The sequence below is a fragment of the Nocardia brasiliensis genome, from assembly GCF_042691675.1.
In the GTDB taxonomy this organism is placed as follows: domain Bacteria; phylum Actinomycetota; class Actinomycetes; order Mycobacteriales; family Mycobacteriaceae; genus Nocardia; species Nocardia brasiliensis_D.
In genome coordinates this window covers 5,284,939-5,301,047 of the sequence record NZ_CP170507.1, presented here as the reverse complement: position 1 = coordinate 5,301,047, position 16,109 = coordinate 5,284,939, and the positions used below count along the sequence as shown (strand labels likewise).

Annotated in this window: 13 protein-coding genes; 10 read left to right on the top strand and 3 right to left on the bottom strand. The window is 68.1% G+C overall.

The genetic code is table 11. The features are described from left to right. Positions 1 to 75 precede the first annotated feature (75 nt). Positions 76 to 870 (bottom strand): ABC transporter permease, encoded by a 795-nt coding sequence (locus ACFK0J_RS24335; protein WP_378731023.1) that lies wholly within the window; start codon positions 868 to 870, stop codon positions 76 to 78. A 262-nt stretch (positions 871 to 1,132) separates the two neighbouring features. Here ACFK0J_RS24335 and ACFK0J_RS24330 point away from each other — a divergent pair, with 262 nt between their 5' ends. Both ACFK0J_RS24330 and ACFK0J_RS24325 read left to right on the top strand, forming a co-directional pair. Continuing rightward, positions 1,133 to 2,638, top strand: coding sequence for a flavin-containing monooxygenase (locus tag ACFK0J_RS24330; RefSeq protein ID WP_378731021.1), 1,506 nt, complete (start codon positions 1,133 to 1,135; stop codon positions 2,636 to 2,638). A gap of 117 nt (positions 2,639 to 2,755) precedes the next feature. Beyond that, complete coding sequence (locus ACFK0J_RS24325) at positions 2,756 to 5,938, top strand: carboxyl transferase domain-containing protein (protein WP_378731019.1); 3,183 nt, start codon at positions 2,756 to 2,758, stop codon at positions 5,936 to 5,938. A 30-nt stretch (positions 5,939 to 5,968) separates the two neighbouring features. On the opposite strand, the gene ACFK0J_RS24320 is transcribed toward ACFK0J_RS24325, so the two are convergent. Next, positions 5,969 to 7,231, bottom strand: a complete 1,263-nt coding sequence (locus tag ACFK0J_RS24320) for a serine hydrolase domain-containing protein (protein ID WP_378731017.1) — start codon at positions 7,229 to 7,231, stop codon at positions 5,969 to 5,971. A gap of 196 nt (positions 7,232 to 7,427) precedes the next feature. On the opposite strand from ACFK0J_RS24320, the gene ACFK0J_RS24315 reads away from it, so the two are divergent. Further along, positions 7,428 to 7,679 carry a dihydrofolate reductase family protein gene (locus tag ACFK0J_RS24315; protein ID WP_378742977.1) on the top strand — a complete coding sequence of 84 codons (252 nt, stop codon included), beginning with the start codon at positions 7,428 to 7,430 and terminating at the stop codon, positions 7,677 to 7,679. 92 nt (positions 7,680 to 7,771) lie between these two features. Beyond that, on the top strand, positions 7,772 to 8,419 hold the full coding sequence (locus ACFK0J_RS24310; protein WP_378731015.1) for a pentapeptide repeat-containing protein: 648 nt from the start codon (positions 7,772 to 7,774) through the stop codon (positions 8,417 to 8,419). On the opposite strand, the gene ACFK0J_RS24305 is transcribed toward ACFK0J_RS24310, so the two are convergent. Then, on the bottom strand, positions 8,369 to 9,217 hold the full coding sequence (locus ACFK0J_RS24305) for a TetR/AcrR family transcriptional regulator (RefSeq protein ID WP_378731013.1): 849 nt from the start codon (positions 9,215 to 9,217) through the stop codon (positions 8,369 to 8,371). The two genes, ACFK0J_RS24310 and ACFK0J_RS24305, sit on opposite strands and share 51 nt — an antisense overlap. A gap of 95 nt (positions 9,218 to 9,312) precedes the next feature. Here ACFK0J_RS24305 and ACFK0J_RS24300 point away from each other — a divergent pair, with 95 nt between their 5' ends. The 6 genes from ACFK0J_RS24300 (at position 9,313) to ACFK0J_RS24275 (ending at position 16,098) form a co-directional block, all read left to right on the top strand. After that, the gene (locus ACFK0J_RS24300; protein ID WP_378731010.1) at positions 9,313 to 9,969 is read left to right on the top strand and encodes a hypothetical protein; all 657 of its coding nucleotides are present in this window, start codon (positions 9,313 to 9,315) and stop codon (positions 9,967 to 9,969) included. A 51-nt stretch (positions 9,970 to 10,020) separates the two neighbouring features. Then, positions 10,021 to 11,064: an AraC family transcriptional regulator gene (locus tag ACFK0J_RS24295; RefSeq protein WP_378731008.1), complete on the top strand. Its 1,044-nt coding sequence runs from the start codon at positions 10,021 to 10,023 to the stop codon at positions 11,062 to 11,064. Between the two features lie 106 nt (positions 11,065 to 11,170). Further along, positions 11,171 to 12,589 (top strand): MFS transporter, encoded by a 1,419-nt coding sequence (locus ACFK0J_RS24290; protein ID WP_378731006.1) that lies wholly within the window; start codon positions 11,171 to 11,173, stop codon positions 12,587 to 12,589. Between the two features lie 103 nt (positions 12,590 to 12,692). Then, complete coding sequence (locus ACFK0J_RS24285; RefSeq protein ID WP_378731003.1) at positions 12,693 to 13,952, top strand: hypothetical protein; 1,260 nt, start codon at positions 12,693 to 12,695, stop codon at positions 13,950 to 13,952. Continuing rightward, positions 13,949 to 14,917: a glutamate ABC transporter substrate-binding protein gene (locus tag ACFK0J_RS24280; RefSeq protein WP_378731001.1), complete on the top strand. Its 969-nt coding sequence runs from the start codon at positions 13,949 to 13,951 to the stop codon at positions 14,915 to 14,917. The genes ACFK0J_RS24285 and ACFK0J_RS24280 overlap by 4 nt, the downstream gene beginning before the upstream one ends. Continuing rightward, the gene (locus ACFK0J_RS24275) at positions 14,914 to 16,098 is read left to right on the top strand and encodes a hypothetical protein (protein ID WP_378730999.1); all 1,185 of its coding nucleotides are present in this window, start codon (positions 14,914 to 14,916) and stop codon (positions 16,096 to 16,098) included. Before ACFK0J_RS24280 ends, ACFK0J_RS24275 begins: the two co-directional genes overlap by 4 nt. Positions 16,099 to 16,109 lie beyond the last annotated feature (11 nt).

The following is a 16,109-nucleotide window of genomic DNA, read 5'->3' as shown; positions in this document are numbered from 1 at the left end:
TTGCCGCCGAATGCTGCTCGGTCGTTGCCAGTGCGGCGTCGACGGAAGTGTGTGTCGCCGTCCGTGGTTCGGTGATCACTGTCCCAGGAATCCGCGTCGCCACGCCAGTGCCTTCCGCTCGATCAATCGGACGAATGCGTCGGTCAGCAGGCCGAGCACGCAGTACACGAGCAGGCCGACCACGATCACGTCGGTGCGCAGGAATTCGCGGGCGTCGTTGATCAGGAAGCCCAGCCCCGCATCGGCATTGACCTGCTCGGCGACGATCAACGCCAGCCAGGCGATACCCAGCGACTGGCGCAGGCCGACCAGGATCTGCGGCAGCGCACCGGGCAATACGATGTGCCCGATGAGGGCGACCCGGCCGAGCTGCTGCACCTCGGCGAGCTCGGCGAGCTTGCTGTCCACCCCGCGGATACCGGCGAAAGTATTGAGGTACAACGGAATCGCCGCACCGAACGCGACCAGCACCACCTTGGGTAGCTCACCGATCCCGAACCACAGGATGAGCAGCGGGATCAGACCGTAGAACGGCACCGTGCGCAACATCTGCATCGGTGGATCGACGATGTATTCGCCGACCGTGCTCAGTCCGGCGAGCACGGCGAGGCCGATGCCCAGCACGGCGCCGATCACGAAGCCGGTCGCGGCGCGGCCGAGCGATACCGTGATCGCCTCCTGCAACGTTCCTTCCTGGATAAGTTCCCAGGTGGTCCGCGCAATCGTTACCGGCGAGGCCAGCAACCGCTCCGGCAGCACGCCGCCGGCGCTGGCGAGCTGCCATCCCACGACGATGACCAGCGGGCTGACTATCCGCAACCACGTCTTGCGTGGTCGCCATCGGGCCGCCGATCGAGCCCGAACGGGCATCGGCTCCAAGGCAATTGATGACACGCAACACCTCAGGTAGGGGACAGGATCCGCGGCCGCCGCTGAGTGCGCCGCAGTTATCCATGGTGTGCGCGTGGGCCGCGGGAGTCACCGTTTGGAACCAGTGCGGTTTTAATTGGACATCGCCGCCCAGCATGATGTGAGCAAACTCGACTAGACGTAACCTGGAATAACACGTAACCTCGATGGGAGCCCTCGATCGAAGGTGATCGAGGCGTGACCAGACGAAACGAGTTCCTCAATGACGCGGCATGTCGACGTACTGATCATCGGCGCCGGGCTATCCGGAATCGGTATGGCCTGCCATCTCACCCGCGAGCAGACCGGGCGCAGCTACGCGATCCTGGAGCGGCGCACCGCCATCGGCGGCACCTGGGACCTTTTCCGCTACCCCGGCATTCGTTCCGACTCGGACATGTACACCTTCGGCTACGGTTTCCGCCCGTGGGTCGGCACCAAGGTGCTCGCCGACGGCCCGCACATTCGCCAGTACGTCGAGGACACGGCCAACGAATACGGCGTCACGCAGCACATCCACTTCGGCCGCAAGGTCACCACGGCCCGCTGGTCCAGCGCGGCGGGAATCTGGACCGTCGAGGCGCTCGACGAGCAGACCGGCGCCGTCGAGACCTTCACCAGCAACTTCCTGGTCGGCTGCACCGGCTACTACGACTACGACAACGGCTACCGACCGGAATTCCCCGGCGAGGCCGATTTCGGCGGGCAGATCGTGCACCCGCAGCACTGGCCGGAAGATCTCGACTACCGCGGCAAGCGGGTGGTCGTGATCGGCAGTGGCGCGACCGCGATCACCTTGATTCCCGCGATGAGCGAGGACGCCGCGCATGTCACCATGCTGCAGCGGTCGCCGACCTACATCACCGCACTGCCCGCCGACGATCCGGTCGCGGTCGGCCTGAAGCTGGCCAGGGTGCCCGCGAAGCTGGCCTACCGGGCCGGTCGGGCGCGCAATATCGCGTTGCAGCGCGCCAGTTTTCAGCTGTCCCGCACCAACCCCGAGGCGGCCCGCAAGCTGTTGCTCGGTGCGGTGCGGATGCAGCTCGGCAAGGACATCGACATGCGGCACTTCACGCCGTCCTACAACCCGTGGGACCAGCGGCTGTGTGTCGTGCCGAACGGTGACCTGTTCAAGGTGCTGCGCAGCGGCAAGGCGTCCATCGTCACCGACCGCATCGACACCTTCACCGAGACCGGCATCCGCCTGGCCTCGGGCGAGGAACTACCCGCCGACATCGTGATCAGCGCGACCGGCCTGCGCGTGCAGATGCTCGGTGGCGCCACCCTCGAGCTGGACGGTGAACCGGTGGTCACCCGCGACCGCGTCGTCTACAAGGGCGCGCTGCTCGACGGCGTCCCCAACGCACTGATGGTGCTCGGCTACACGAACGCCTCCTGGACGCTGAAGGCAGATCTCGCCGCCGAATACTTCTGCCGAATCCTCAACCACATGAAAACGCACGGCTACACCCGCATGGTCGCCGTCGCCGAGGAAGCCGACCGCTCGCCCGACTCCGTCATGGGCGGCGCCCTGACCTCCGGCTACATCCAGCGCGGCGACGCCGTCATGCCCCGCCAAGGCACCCGCGGCCCCTGGAAGGTCATCAACAACTACTTCCGCGATCGCAAAATGCTCCGCAAGGGCCCCATCGAAGACGGCGTCCTCACCTTCACCACCGCAGCCGACACCACCACGGGCCGACCCCTAGAGACAGCCCGCACCGCCTGACCCCCCGTTCGCCCGGCTCGGCGGCTTGGGTCGTTGCCGAGTGGGACTTAGTTGAGGGTTTACTCGGTGTTTCGCTCAGCGATGTCCCGTTCGGCGCGGGTGCGGGAGACTGGCTGGATGCGCGTGGTTGTGGTGAACCGGGGTGAGGTGGCGGTTCGGGTTTTGCGGGGGGTTCGGGAGCGGGGGTGGGGGACGTTGGCGGTGTGTACTGCTGAGGAGCGGGATGCGCTGCATGTTCGGCTGGCGGATGATGTTGTCCAGCTTCCCGGGGTTGGTGCTGCCGCGTACCTGGATGTGAACGCGGTCGTGGCGGCGGCGGGTAAGGCGGGGGTGGGGGCGTTGGTGCATCCGGGGTATGGGTTCCTCAGTGAGAGTGCGGATCTCGCTTCCGCCTGTGCGGCGGCTCAGCTGGTGTTCGTGGGGCCGGGGGCGGAGGTGCTGCGGACATTCGGTGACAAGGTTGCCGCCCGTGCGGCGGCGGCGCGGGCCGGGGTGCGGGTGTTGGCGGCTACGTCGGCGGGCGCGGAGGTGGCCGAGATTGCCGGACTGCTTGCCGCGCACCCGGATGGGGTGATGGTGAAGGCGGCGGCCGGGGGCGGCGGGCGTGGGATGCGGGTGGTGCGGGACCCGGCGGCGCTGGGGGAGGCGTATGCGCGTTGTCGGGCGGAGGCGCTGGCGGGGTTCGGCGATGACACGGTGTATGGCGAAGCGTTGGTGGACGATGCGCGGCACATCGAGGTGCAGGTGGTCGCGGACGGTGTACGTGCGGTTGCCGTCGGCGACCGGGATTGCAGTGTGCAGCGGCGGCAGCAGAAATTGATCGAAGTGGCGCCCGCACCGAATCTCAGTGCGGCGCTGCGGGACCGGCTGCACAACGATGCTGTTCGGCTCGCCGAGTCGGTCGGCTGTCGCGGCGTGATCACCGTCGAGTTCCTGGTGCGGGCCGAGGATGCCTGGTTCCTGGAGGTGAATCCGCGTCTGCAAGTCGAGCACACGGTCACCGAGGCGGTGATGGGTGTCGATCTCGTGGCGATCCAGCTGGATCTGGCGCGCGGGTGCACTCTCACGGACCTCGATCTTCCGGCCGGTGCACCGCGTGGCTACGCCGTGCAGGCGCGGGTGAACGCCGAAATCGTCACCGCGAGTGGGGATGTGCTGCCGAGTACCGGGACTGTCGCACAGTTCGCTGCGCCGACCGGCGTGGGGGTGCGGGTCGACACCGCCGCGTATATCGGGATGCGGCAAGGGGCACAGTTCGATTCGCTGCTGGCGAAGGTAATCACCCACGCGCCGTCGTATGCGGCGGCCCTGCGCCGTTGTGCTGATGCGTTGGCCGAAATTGTTGTGGTCGGTGTCGATACGAACGCGGCATTGCTGCGGGCGACCATCGATGGACTCTCGGACGGCACCACCGTGTCGACCTCGTGGTTCGAACAGAATCTGGACGAAATCGTCACGCGAGCAATCGATTATGTGCCCGCTCCGCACCTGGAGCAGCCTGCCGACGCCGTCATCACCGATTCCGTCGTCCTGCAAGACGATGAACAAACGCTGCGTTCACCCATGGGCGGCACGGTGGTCAGCCTGGTCGAACCGGGCACCGTCGTCGCGGCCGGTGCCGAAGTCGCGGTCCTGGAAGCCATGAAGATGCAGCACGTGCTGCGTGCCGAACAACCGCTGCGTATCCGACGGCACGTCGCGGCACCTGGCACCACGGTGGACCCGCATACGCCCCTGCTCGTCTGGACCGAAGCCGACCACGACGGACTCGTCGCCGACATCACGGCAGTCGACCTCGATGCTGTCCGCCCCGACCTCGCCGAGGTGCGCGACCGCCACCGTATCGGTCTCGACGAGTCCCGCCCCACCGCCGTCGCCAAACGTCATCGACTCGGCAGGCGCACCGCCCGCGAGAACATCGCCGACCTGGTCGACGACGACAGCTTCATCGAATACGGCGCACTGGCGGTCGCCGCGCAACGACTGCGCCGCGGTCAAGAGGACCTGATCGCCAACACTCCGGCCGACGGCTTGATCGGCGGAGTCGCCACCATCAACGTCGACCGCTTCGGCACCGACCGTAGCCGGGTAGTCGTAATGTCCTATGACTACACCGTTTTGGCGGGAACCCAGGGAATGCGTAATCACGCCAAGACCGACCGCATGCTCGAACTGGCCCGCGAACAACAGCTTCCGGTGGTCTTCTTCACCGAGGGCGGCGGCGGCCGCCCCGGCGACACCGACTACAGCGGTATCTCCGGCCTGGACGTCACCACCTTCCGCGCGATGGGCGCGCTGTCCGGCCGAGTCCCGTTGGTCGGCATCGTCTCCGGCCGCTGCTTCGCGGGCAACGCCGCTCTGCTCGGCATGTGCGACGTCGTCATCGCCACCCCCGACGCGAATATCGGCATGGGCGGGCCCGCCATGATCGAAGGCGGCGGGCTCGGCGTCTACGCCCCCGAGGACATCGGCCCGATCGACGTGCAGCGCCGCAACGGTGTCGTGCACATCGTGGCCGCCGACGAAGCCGAAGCCGTCCGCGTTGCCCAGCGCTATCTCGCCTACTTCCAAGGGCTGGTGGATGATTGGGCCGCCCCGGATCCGCGCCTGTCTCGCCATGTTGTCCCGGAGAATCGGCTGCACGCGTTCGACATCCGCGCCGCAATCGAGGCCGTCGCCGATCTCGATTCGGTGCTCGAGTTGCGCCGCGACTGGGCGGTCGGCATCGTCACCGCCCTGGTCCGTGTCGAAGGCCGTCCCTACGGCCTCATCGCCAACAACTGTCATCACCTCGGCGGTGCCATCGATGCACCCGCCGCCGACAAACTCAGCAGCTTCCTACGCCTCTGCGACGCCAACGGCCTACCCATCGTGTCTCTCTGCGACACACCGGGTTTCATGGTCGGCCCCGAGGCGGAAAAGGACGCCGCCGTCACCAAATTCAGCCGCCTCTTCATCGACGCCGCCGCGCTGTCTGTTCCGTGGGGCACCATAATCCTCCGCAAGGGCTACGGCCTCGGCGCTCAAGCCATGGCCGCGGGCTCCTTCCGTGCTCCCCGCTTCGTCATCGCCTGGCCTACCGGTGAAATCGGCGGCATGGGCCTGGAAGGCGCGGTCCGCCTCGGCTTCGCCAAGGAACTGGCTGCCATCGAGGATCCGGTCGCCCGCCAGGAAGCCTTCGACAACCTGGTCACCCTCGCCTACGCCAACGGCAAAGCGCTCACCGCCGCCACCGTCCTCGAACTGGATGACGTGATCGACCCCGCGCACACCCGCCGCTGGATCACCACCCTCCGCTGACCGCCGTTGCTTCGTTGTGGCGGTGCAGGGTTACTCGACTCCCGCGTCGAGGGCGTCGACCAGGTTGCGGGCGCGTAGATCCAGCGCGCCTTCGACTATGTGGTTGGTGACGTAGGCGAAGGCGAGGTTGCGGGTGGGGTCGGCGTAGGCGAGGGAGCCGCCACGGCCGGGGTGGCCGAAGGAGTTGGGGCCGCCGAGGGTCAGGTCGGCGATGGGGAGCATGTACCCGGTGGCGTACCGGTCGGGGAGCATGATCACCCGGTCGATGCCGCTGGTCTGTTCGCGGATGGCGGCGGCGAGGGTTTCCGGGGTGAGCAGGCGGTGGCCGTCGACCTCGCCGATGAGCGAGGCGTAAAGGCGGGCCAGGCCGCGGGCGGTGCCGATGCCGTTGCTCGCGGGAATCTCCGCGGCTTGAACGGCGGGGGAGTTGAAGTCGATGTCGGGCGGGTCGGTGATCTGGAAGGCGCGGTTGGTCAGCGACTCCGGGTCACGCATCGCGGCAACCATCGGTCGGATCTGCTCGGGGATGAGTTCGTCCGGCAGCGATTCGAGATCTGGTTTCGGCGCGAAGACCAATCGGCTGACGCGGTGCCGTTCGGCAGGTGGCAGACCGATGAAGAAATCGACGGCGTAGGGCCCCGCGATTTCCTCGGCAACGAACTGCCCGACGCTCCGTCCGGTGACCCGGCGGATCACTTCGCCGACGAGCCAGCCGAAGGTGCGGCCGTGATAGCCGTGGTCGGTACCCGGTGGCCAGTTCGGCGCCTGCGCGGCCAACGCGTCGACCATCGGTGTCCAGGCCAGCGCGGCGGCGAGCGGCACCGGCTTGTCGAGCGCGGCGAGACCCGCCTGATGAGTCAACAACCAGCGCACCGGAATCTCGGCCTTACCCGCGGCCGCGAACTCGGGCCAGTACCGCGCGACCGGCGCGGCCAGGTCGAGTTGCCCGCGCTGGACCAGCAGATGGGCCGCGGACGCCACCACCCCTTTGGTCGCGGAGTAGACCAACTGCAAGGTGTCGCGCTCCCACGGCTTGCCCGTGTCGGGATCGGCCAGTCCACCCCACAGATCGACCACCGGCTGCCCGTCTCGATACACGCACACGGCAGCTCCGATCTCGCCTCGATCAGCGAAATTCGCGGCAAATGCGGCCCGAACCGCCTCGTACGCGGGAGCAACCGTTCCGTCGATCCGCATGCCGCCCAGCATGTCACGGCGCACCACCGACCTACCTGAGACCTCGGCGCGCACGACCCGCTCCGTGGTCCTTTCGGAGCCGATGACCGGGAACATGCGTTCGATCCGTGCCGCCGCTGTCGGCGCGAGCGTTGTTCCGTGTCGATATGCCCGATATTCCTTGTGGCACCGATGAATTCGAGCTATGCGGTCGGTCTGTCCAGGAAAGCAGCAACGATCGAACGGAGAAGTCGCATGTCTGAGAGTGCACCGCCGATCCGAATAGCTCGCACCGCACCCGCGACCTCGGAAACTGGCTCGCCACCGTCGAGAAGGTCGTGTTCTCGCAGCAGGCCGCGACATCCTCGTCCTCAACAGCGCGAGCATCATTCAAGCTCTGTTGAAGGCCGACCTGATCGACGACCTCTACCTGACCATCGTCCCCGCGACGCTCGGCGGCGGATTGCGACTGCTGCCGGACAACTACAGCTCGACCTGGCGCATCGCCGCTGCCACGACCCTCCCCGCCACGAACACGGTCGCACTGCACTATCAGCGCCCGTAACCCGAAGTGCGACCTCGGGATGAACCTGTCGGTGCCGCACGGAATACTCGATCGCTGTCGCACCACGAACCGTCACCGGGAGGATCATCCGCATGCCCAGCGAGCTCGAAGACCTGTCCTACGCGCGTTATCTCGCGGCTTTGGCGGGTGACCTCGAGCCGGAAGGCGACTACGACTGCGTGCACGTGGACGGCGGCGAGCGCGACGACGTCGACGTGCAGAACGCCCGCTTCAGCGAGTGCGCCTTGACATCGGTCGCGTTCAACCGGGGCAGCATGCGGCACACCAGGTTCGCCGATGTCTGGCTGCGCAATGTCCGCTGGGTGGGTACCGAACTCGCCGACACCGGGTGGCTGGATGGCGAGATGATCGCCGGTGCCATGTCGGGTGTGGATCTGGCCGGTTCGAGCCTGCGCCGGGTGCGGTTCGAGGGCTGCAAGTTCGATTCGGTCAACTTTCGCACCGCCCGGCTGCGGGACGTCTCGTTCGTCGAATGTGTCCTGCGGGACTGCGATTTCGGCGACGCCGCACTGACCAACGTGACCTTCCCCGGGTCGACCCTGGAGAGTCTGGTGCTGAATCGGGTCAAGCTGACCAAGGTCGACTTCCGCGGCGCCCGCGCCCTCGACATCACCGACGGTTTCGAGTCGCTACGGGGCGCGACGATCGACAGCGGCCAATTGATGGACCTAGCCTCTGCCTTCGCCCGCCACCTCGGCCTCGCCGTGCGCGACTCCTGATCGGATCATCGCGGCCACCCCGTCCAGCACGATCTCCAGCCCGAACTCGAAATCGTCCTGACCCGGGTCGGCCGCGGGCGGGGGTGCCGACTCGAACAGGCCGGAAGCGAAGAGTTGCGCCGCGTCCGGGAACCGTTCCGGATCGACCAGCCGAGCCATGTGCCGACCGTAGGCGCGGTTGGTCTGGGATTCATCGAGACCTGTTGCGCGCCTGCCTTGTTCGAGCTGCTGCGCCAACAGGTCGGCTTGCCGCACATACCCGCTGACCACCATCACCACACCGACCTTCATGCCCGCGTCGAGTCCGGCGGGGCGCAGCGCGCGCAAGCCCGCGTCCATCCAGCCGATCGCGCCGGGCCCGCGGGGTGGTCCCGCGATCGGCAGCTGGGCGAGCCAGGGCCGTTGCCGGTGCACCGACCAGAGCGCGCTGGCCCATTCGCGCAGCGCCGGACGCCAATCATCGACTGGCGTCGCGAAATCCGGGGGAGGCGCGGTAGCCGCGTCACTCATCAGGACGAGTAGCTCCTCCTTGGAACCGATGTGGCGGTAGAGCGACATCGGTGTGACGCCGAGCGTTTCGGCGATCTTCGGCAGTGTCGCACCCGGCAATCCGCCCCGGTCCGCCAGTTCGACCGCCGTGCGGACGACGAGATCGACATCGAGCCCGGCCGGGCGGCCCAGTCGCGAACCGGTGGGCAGGCGCCATAGCCGAATCAACTCGTCGGGGGGATTGTCGTCGACCATCGGTGCGGTCCGCCTCCTCGGGTGCTTGTGCTCGAACGGCCGGAACGTTAGCATTCGCCTTATAGTATAAGGCATATACTAACTAGGAACGGCTTGGTCGCCACGCCTCGGCGACATTTCACCGAAAGCGAGAGTCGATGGACGGCCCCGTGATCCGACGCACCACCGGCGCGGCGGGCTTGGCCGCCACGCTGCTGATGCTCGTGGAACTACCGCTCTATTTCGTCTACGGCGGCCCACCGCCGGACTGGAATATCTTCACCCGCAGCATGTTCGGGCTCACCGGCACGACGCTGCTGGTGGTCTTCATGATCGGCATCCCGCACCTGTTGCGGGCGGCGGGCCCGACAGCGGTCTGGATAGGGTCGATCAGTGCGGCCGCTGGATTGATGTGGCTCACGGTCGCCGCCATCTCCACCAGCCTCGAGGTCGGTGCGGCGATCGCGGCACCGGACCCGATCGATCCCACTATTGCCGTCACCGGCACCTACATCCTCTACGGCTCGCTGTCGAAATTGCTGATCGCGTTGTTCTTGGTGGCGTTCGCCTTCGCGATCGCGGGCACCGGCCTGCTGCCACCGTGGACGCGGCGTTCGGCGTTCGGCTTGGCCGCGATCCACCTGGCTTTCGTGCCCTCGATGTACTGCGGGAACGACCCGGCGAACTTCTACGCGGCCAACGGCTGGGGCACCACGGCGACCACCGGCGGGCTGACCATACTCTGGCTGCTCGCGGTGAGCGTCGCCTTGTTGCGCGCGCCGGCCGATCAGTTCGTCATTTCGCCCATATCCCGGGCCGCGCATTGATAGATTTCGCCAAGCCGTCCGTACGGCGAATTCGATGAGGAATGCGGGTACATGTTCGACCGGGACTATCGCCGCAGCGCTGCCGGCGTTCGCGTGCTGATCACGATGGCGGCGGAACGCGGAATGTCCGCGACGGACTGCCTGTCGGGCACCGCGTTGGCACCGGCGGATGTCGACTGCACGGCACGTCAGGAACTACTGGTCGTGCGTAATCTGCTGGCCCGCTTCGGTACCGAGCCCGGCCTCGGTGCCGAAGCGGGCAGCCGATCCGACATTCCGCTGTACGGGCCATGGGGTCTGGCCCTGCTCAGCAGCCGCACCCGGCGCGACGCGGTCGACGTAGTGGTGCGCTACCTCGACCGTGCCTGCGTTTCCGGTCGGCTCACCGCCGAGGCGACCCGCGGTGCGCTACGTCTGCGATTCGTCGACTGCGAAAGTCCGCCCGAACTGCGCGCATTTCTGGCCGAACGAATCCTCGCCGGTGTCACCTCGATGGGCGGCGAGCTGTTCGAGGCCCGAATTCCGGTCGAGCGGATCGAATTCCGGCATCCAGCGCCGGTGAGCAGCGTGCGGCACCGCGAGATCTATGGTGTGGAGCCGGTTTTCGGCGCGGACGCCGATGTGGTGGTATTCAGCGGTCGCTCTCTCGACCTGCCGATGCCGAAATCCAGCGAACGGGCGCGCGGCAGCTGCGCGCAGCTCTGCCGTGACCTTTTGGACCGGCACCGCACGCGGTCCGGCGTCGCGGGGGCGGTCCGCGATCTGCTCGTCCGCAACCCCGGGGAAATCCCTGATCAAATCGCGGTCGCCAACGAATTGTTCATGAGCCCGCGCACCCTCTCGCGCCGGCTCAACGAGGAAGACACCTCGTTCCGCGGCTTGCTCGACGAGGTCCGGCAGCTGCTGTCGGAACAACTGCTCGCGCACACCGATATGACCACCGAGCAGGTCGCCGCCCGCCTCGGCTACGCGGAGGCGGCCTCGTTCATCCGCGCCTTCCGGCGCTGGAAAGGCTGCCCGCCGCAGGAGTTCCGGCTGCACGAAACCCGGTCGCTCGCGCCGCGGGTGGACCCGGTACCGGCAGGCGTCCACTAGCTCGCAGCGCCGACGACCGTTGGCCACCGAACGCGTTCGAACTTGCAGGTCGCCCGTTGCTCGTGTCTACCTGTGCGAAACGGGTGGATGCTGTAAGTATGCTGGAATGTCGATCAGCGCTCCTGTCGCGCCGAGTGTGCCGAGGACGATCCGGCAGGCCACCGTGTTGGCCGTCTGCTGCGCCGCCGTGGTGATGGCGAACGTGGACACCACCGCCGTCAACGTCGCCCTACCGGCCATCAGTCGTGGGCTGGGTGGTTCGCTAGCGGGAGCGCAGTGGGTGGTTGCCGCCTACACGTTGACCTTGGCGTGCCTGCTGACCTTTTCCGGTTCGCTGGCCGACCGGATCGGTCGGAGGACCGTCTTCCAGCTCGGCCTGGCAATATTCGCCGTTAGTTCGCTGGCGTGTAGTCTCGCGTCCTCGATCGGCTGGCTCATCGCGTTCCGGGTCGTCCAGGCCGTCGGCGGCTCGATGCTCACTCCAGTGGCGATGGCCATCATTTCGTCCGTCTTCGCCGATCCGGGTCGGCGGGTCCGGGCAATCGGTGTCTGGAGCGGGTCGATCGGGATCGGCATGGCGGGCGGTCCGGTGGTCGGCGGGTTTCTGGTCGACGCGATCGGGTGGGAAGCGGTGTTCTGGATCAATGTGCCGATCGCGGTGGTGGCCTTGGCCCTCACCTTCTTCGTCGTTCCGCAGTCGAAGTCGGATCGGCCGCGGGCGCTCGATCCGGTGGGGCAGTTGCTGGTGATCGGTCTGCTCGGACTGCTGGTATTCGCGATTATCGAAGGGCCGCACCGGGGTTGGCTCGCCGCGGTGACGGTGGGCTGCTTCGCCGGGTCGGCAGTGTGCCTCGGCGCGCTGCTGCGGTACGCGCCGCGGCACCCGCAGCCGCTGATCGACCCGCGGGTGTTCCGGTCGGCGCCGTTCACCGGCGCGTTCGTGATCGCGATACTCGCGTTCGCCGCGATGGGCGGGTTCTTGTTCCTGAATACGTTCTACCTCCAGGAGATTCGGCACGACTCCCCGCTGACGGCCGGGCTGGCCCTGCTGCCGATGGCGGCGGCCATGTTCGTGTTCGGGCCCATGTCGGGCCGCCTGGTCGCGAACCGCGGCGCACGCAGCGCGCTCACCGCGGGCGCGGTGCTGGCGACCGCCGCGGCGGCGGTGCTGACGGTGACCTTCGACGGCAGCGGAAAGCTGTTGCTACTCATCGGCTATGCGCTGTTCGGCGCGGGCATCGGCCTGCTGTACACGCCGATCACCGCGACGGCGGTGGCGGGTCTGCCGCCCGCGCAGGCGGGCGTCGCGGCCAGCTTGGCGACCACGTCGCGACAGATCGGGCAGTCGCTCGGGGTTGCGGTCATCGGCTCGCTCCTCGCCAGCCATCCCGGCGCCCTCACTGCCGCGGCGGCCTTCCGGCCGCCCGCCCACCTCGGCTGGCTGACCATCACCGCGCTGTGTGTCGCCGCATTGGTCGTCGCCCGAATCAGCACCGCTCCCAAGGCGGTTCGCGCCCACGTCTGAAACTCCGATTGCCCACTACCTGGGCAATCGGTCGGCGCACCGAATCCTCCTCCCGTACTATCGCGATCGGATACACCGGCCGGGGAGATGTTAGGAGGACGGTGTGGGAACTCGCATCCGCAACGGGACCTTGTGGTTGCGACGCTTCGCCGGAACGACGCCGGGGGTGGTCGCTGTTGTCGTCGTCGTTTCGGTGGTGTTGTGCCTGCTCGCCGGGTTGGCGTGTGTGAACCAGATGAGCGGCAAGAGCGCGCGCCGCGACGTCGCGCTCGAACGCACCGAGCCGCTCGCCTTCGCCGCGCAGCGGCTCTACGTGGCGCTCTCGGCCGCGGACGCGACCGCGGCCACCGCGTTCCTGTCCGGCGGCATCGAGGCGCCCGCCGTGCGCGGGCAGTATCAGCAATCGCTCGCCGACGCCGCGGCCGCGCTGTCGGAGGCGACGGTCGGCGTGTCCGACGAGCAGACCAGGCAGATCGTGGCCAGGATCGTCGCCGACCTGCCCGTCTATGCCGGGCTCGTCGAGGTGGCCCGGGCGAATCATCGGCAAGGCTTTCCGGTGGGATCGTCGTATCTGCGGGAGGCATCGGAGGTGATGCAGACTTCCTTGCTGCCCAACGCCGAACGGCTGACCGCGGACAGGTTCGCCGCGGTGCGTGCCGACCAGCGAGCCATCGCCGCGCTGCCGATGGTGAGCATCGTGCTGGTCGTCCTGGTACTCGTCGCCTGTGCGGTGGGATCGTGGATCTTGTTGCAGCGCACCAACCGCCGGGCCAACATGGGCGTCGTGGTGGCCGCCGGGCTGGCGGCGCTGGCGCTGCTGTGGCTGATCACCGCGACGGGCGTGGCATCGAATGTCCTCGATACCGGTGCGTCCGGTGCGAGCAACCGCTTCGAAACTTTGGCGAAGGCGCGCATCTCGGCGCAACAGGCGCGCACCGAAGAAACGCTGCAACTCGTCACCCGCGGCGACATCGCGGCCGGTGAGGAGCTCTACCTCAAACACGCCACCGAACTGCGCGACCGCCTCGGCGCCGTCGTCAGCCCGGACTCGGTTGCCGCGCAAGAGCTCACCAAATGGACGGCCGGACACCGCGCGCAGGTGGAGGCGTATCAGGCGGCGAACTACCGGGCCGCGGTCGCGCAGGCGATCGGCACGGCGCCCGATTCCTCGGCCGCCCGGTTCGCCGCGCTGGACCGCTCGTTGAACGACAACATCGCCGAGGCGCGCCGTGACCTGCGCGACGGCCTGCACGCCGCGGGTACGGCCTTGCTCCTCAGCCCGTCCGGCACGCTGGTGCTGCTGGTACTCGCCGGGGCCGCCGTGGTCGTCGGGGTGTGGCCACGGCTGAAGGAGTTCCTGTGAACACACGCCTGCTGCTCGCCGCGCTCGTGGCGGCGACGACCTTGCTGACGGGCTGCGGGTCGGGCGAACTCCCCGCACCGAGCACGCTGGCAGCGATGAACCCGAAACCCGCGGGCGCGGCGGAGATCACCGCCACGCCGCCCGCCGAGGGTGCGGATGCCTGCGACGACGAGGCGACCCTGCGGCCCGGCCCGCTGCCGAGACCCGGCGCCATGCCACCCGGTTCGGCGATGGCGAAGATCGTGGCGAACGGCCGGCTGCGCGTCGGCGTGGATCAGAACACCTACCTGTTCGGCTTCCGCGACCCGAGCACCGGCGAACTCGTCGGCTTCGACATCGATATCGCCCGCGAGATCGCCAAGGACCTGTTCGGCGACCCGAACAAGATCGAACTGCGCTCGGTGACGGCCGCCGAACGCATCTCCGCGCTGCGCGACAAGAAGGTCGACATGATCGTGCGGACCTTCTCGGCGACCTGTGAACGGCGCAAGGAGGTCGACTTCTCCGCCGTCTATTACCGTGCGGCGCAACGCATTCTGGCTCCGCGCGGCTCCGGCATCGAATCCGGCGCCGACCTGGCCGGCAAACGGGTGTGCGTGGCCCGCGGTACCACCGCTGCTGCCCCACTGTTCGCTATCCCGCGGCGCCCCACCGTCATCGGCGTGACCAATTGGACCGACTGCCTGGTGGCGCTGCAGCAGGGACACGTGGACGCGATCAGCGGTGACGATCCGATCCTGGCCGGCCTGGCCGCGCAGGACAACAATCTCGCGGTGGTCGGCACCCCCATCGGCGACGGCGCCTACGCGGTCGGCCTCCCCAAGGGCAGCGACGAATTGGTTCGCTTCGTCAACGGCGTGCTGGAGCGGATGCGGTCCGACGGCACCTGGCAGCGCATCTCCGCCGAGCGGCTCGGCGCCCTCGGGCAGGCACAGAGCCCGCCCGAGCCCCGGTATGTGGGATGAGCCGGACCACCATGCAGCTGCTCACCGTCGTCGAGATCGATCAAGAATTATCCCGGCGCGCAACCGAAGTCGACGCGATCGTCGCCACCATGCTGGAGTTGGACAAGCACCCGGGGCTCACGCTGATCCGCCGCTTTCCGCCGTCGGGGCTGACCGAGGCGCGCTGGCTGCCCGTGCGGGACGCGCTCGCGCTGATGTGGGAGGACCTGGGCCGGATGCGGGCGATCCTGGATGCGGCGCGCGCGGCGCGCGGCAACCGGGCCAAGCTGGACGACGGGCAGCGGGCGGAGCTGACCGAGCTGCTGCGCGGCCGCCCCTATGAGGTGTCGCGCACGCCGATTCCGCTTGCCGAACGTTCGCTCACCGGTCCGCGCGAACACGTGCTGTTCGTCGGCCTCGCCGATACGCTTGATCGTATGCGGGCGACGTTCCCGATGATCGCCGAATTCCTCGACGCGGTGGACCAGGTGAACACCCGCGTGATGTCCGGACTCGCGCCGCTACAGGACAATCTGGACAAGGCCGGGGCGGTCACCCCGGAACTGCGCGCCATCGGCGCCGGGATCGCCGATCTGCTGAGCCGCTCGGCCATCGACCCGCTCGCCCTGACCGCCGCCGAAATCGACGCACGCCTCGCCGAACTCAGCGCCGCCATGCGACGCGAGGCGGCCGTGCTCGCCGAACTCGGCGTGATGGCGGCGAATTGGCCGGCGGCGATCGCGGGCGCGCGCACGAAGCTGGACGCGTTGCGGGCAACGCGGGAGCGGGCGGCGCAAGCCAGGGCGAAAGTCGAGGCCACCATCCTGTCGGGCGCACTGCCGGTGCCCACCGACGATGTCGGCCAACTACGTGCGCAACTGGATGCCGTCGCGGCCGATCCCGGTGCGGCAGCGGCTCTGCTGGCACTGGGTCGCCGCATCGACGCCGCGAGCGCGGCCGCCGCCGCGGCGGAGAATCTGGCCCAGGGCCTGCTCGATCGTCGCGGCGAGCTGCGTGGCAGGCTGGCCGCCTATCAGGCCAAAGCGGCCCGCCTCGGTGTCGGCGAGGATCGCGACCTGCTCGCCGCCCACCAGATCGCGGCCGGGCTGCTCGCGCGCACACCCTGCGATCTGGCGGCGGTCACCCGCGCCGTCGCCGACTATCAGCAACTCATCGCGGAGAAATCGGGGAGGCGACCATGAGCGAGCGAGGT

Bases quoted from the DNA above. Each gene is read 5' to 3' on its own strand.
- ACFK0J_RS24275 (WP_378730999.1), top strand. From the start codon at position 14,914: ATGAGCCGGACCACCATGCAGCTGCTCACCGTCGTCGAGATCGATCAA.
- ACFK0J_RS24330 (WP_378731021.1), top strand. From the start codon at position 1,133: ATGACGCGGCATGTCGACGTACTGATCATCGGCGCCGGGCTATCCGGA.
- ACFK0J_RS24290 (WP_378731006.1), top strand. From the start codon at position 11,171: ATGTCGATCAGCGCTCCTGTCGCGCCGAGTGTGCCGAGGACGATCCGG.
- ACFK0J_RS24325 (WP_378731019.1), top strand. From the start codon at position 2,756: ATGCGCGTGGTTGTGGTGAACCGGGGTGAGGTGGCGGTTCGGGTTTTG.
- ACFK0J_RS24295 (WP_378731008.1), top strand. From the start codon at position 10,021: ATGTTCGACCGGGACTATCGCCGCAGCGCTGCCGGCGTTCGCGTGCTG.
- ACFK0J_RS24310 (WP_378731015.1), top strand. From the start codon at position 7,772: ATGCCCAGCGAGCTCGAAGACCTGTCCTACGCGCGTTATCTCGCGGCT.
- ACFK0J_RS24335 (WP_378731023.1), bottom strand. From the start codon at position 870: ATGCCCGTTCGGGCTCGATCGGCGGCCCGATGGCGACCACGCAAGACG.
- ACFK0J_RS24320 (WP_378731017.1), bottom strand. From the start codon at position 7,231: ATGTTCCCGGTCATCGGCTCCGAAAGGACCACGGAGCGGGTCGTGCGC.
- ACFK0J_RS24305 (WP_378731013.1), bottom strand. From the start codon at position 9,217: ATGCTAACGTTCCGGCCGTTCGAGCACAAGCACCCGAGGAGGCGGACC.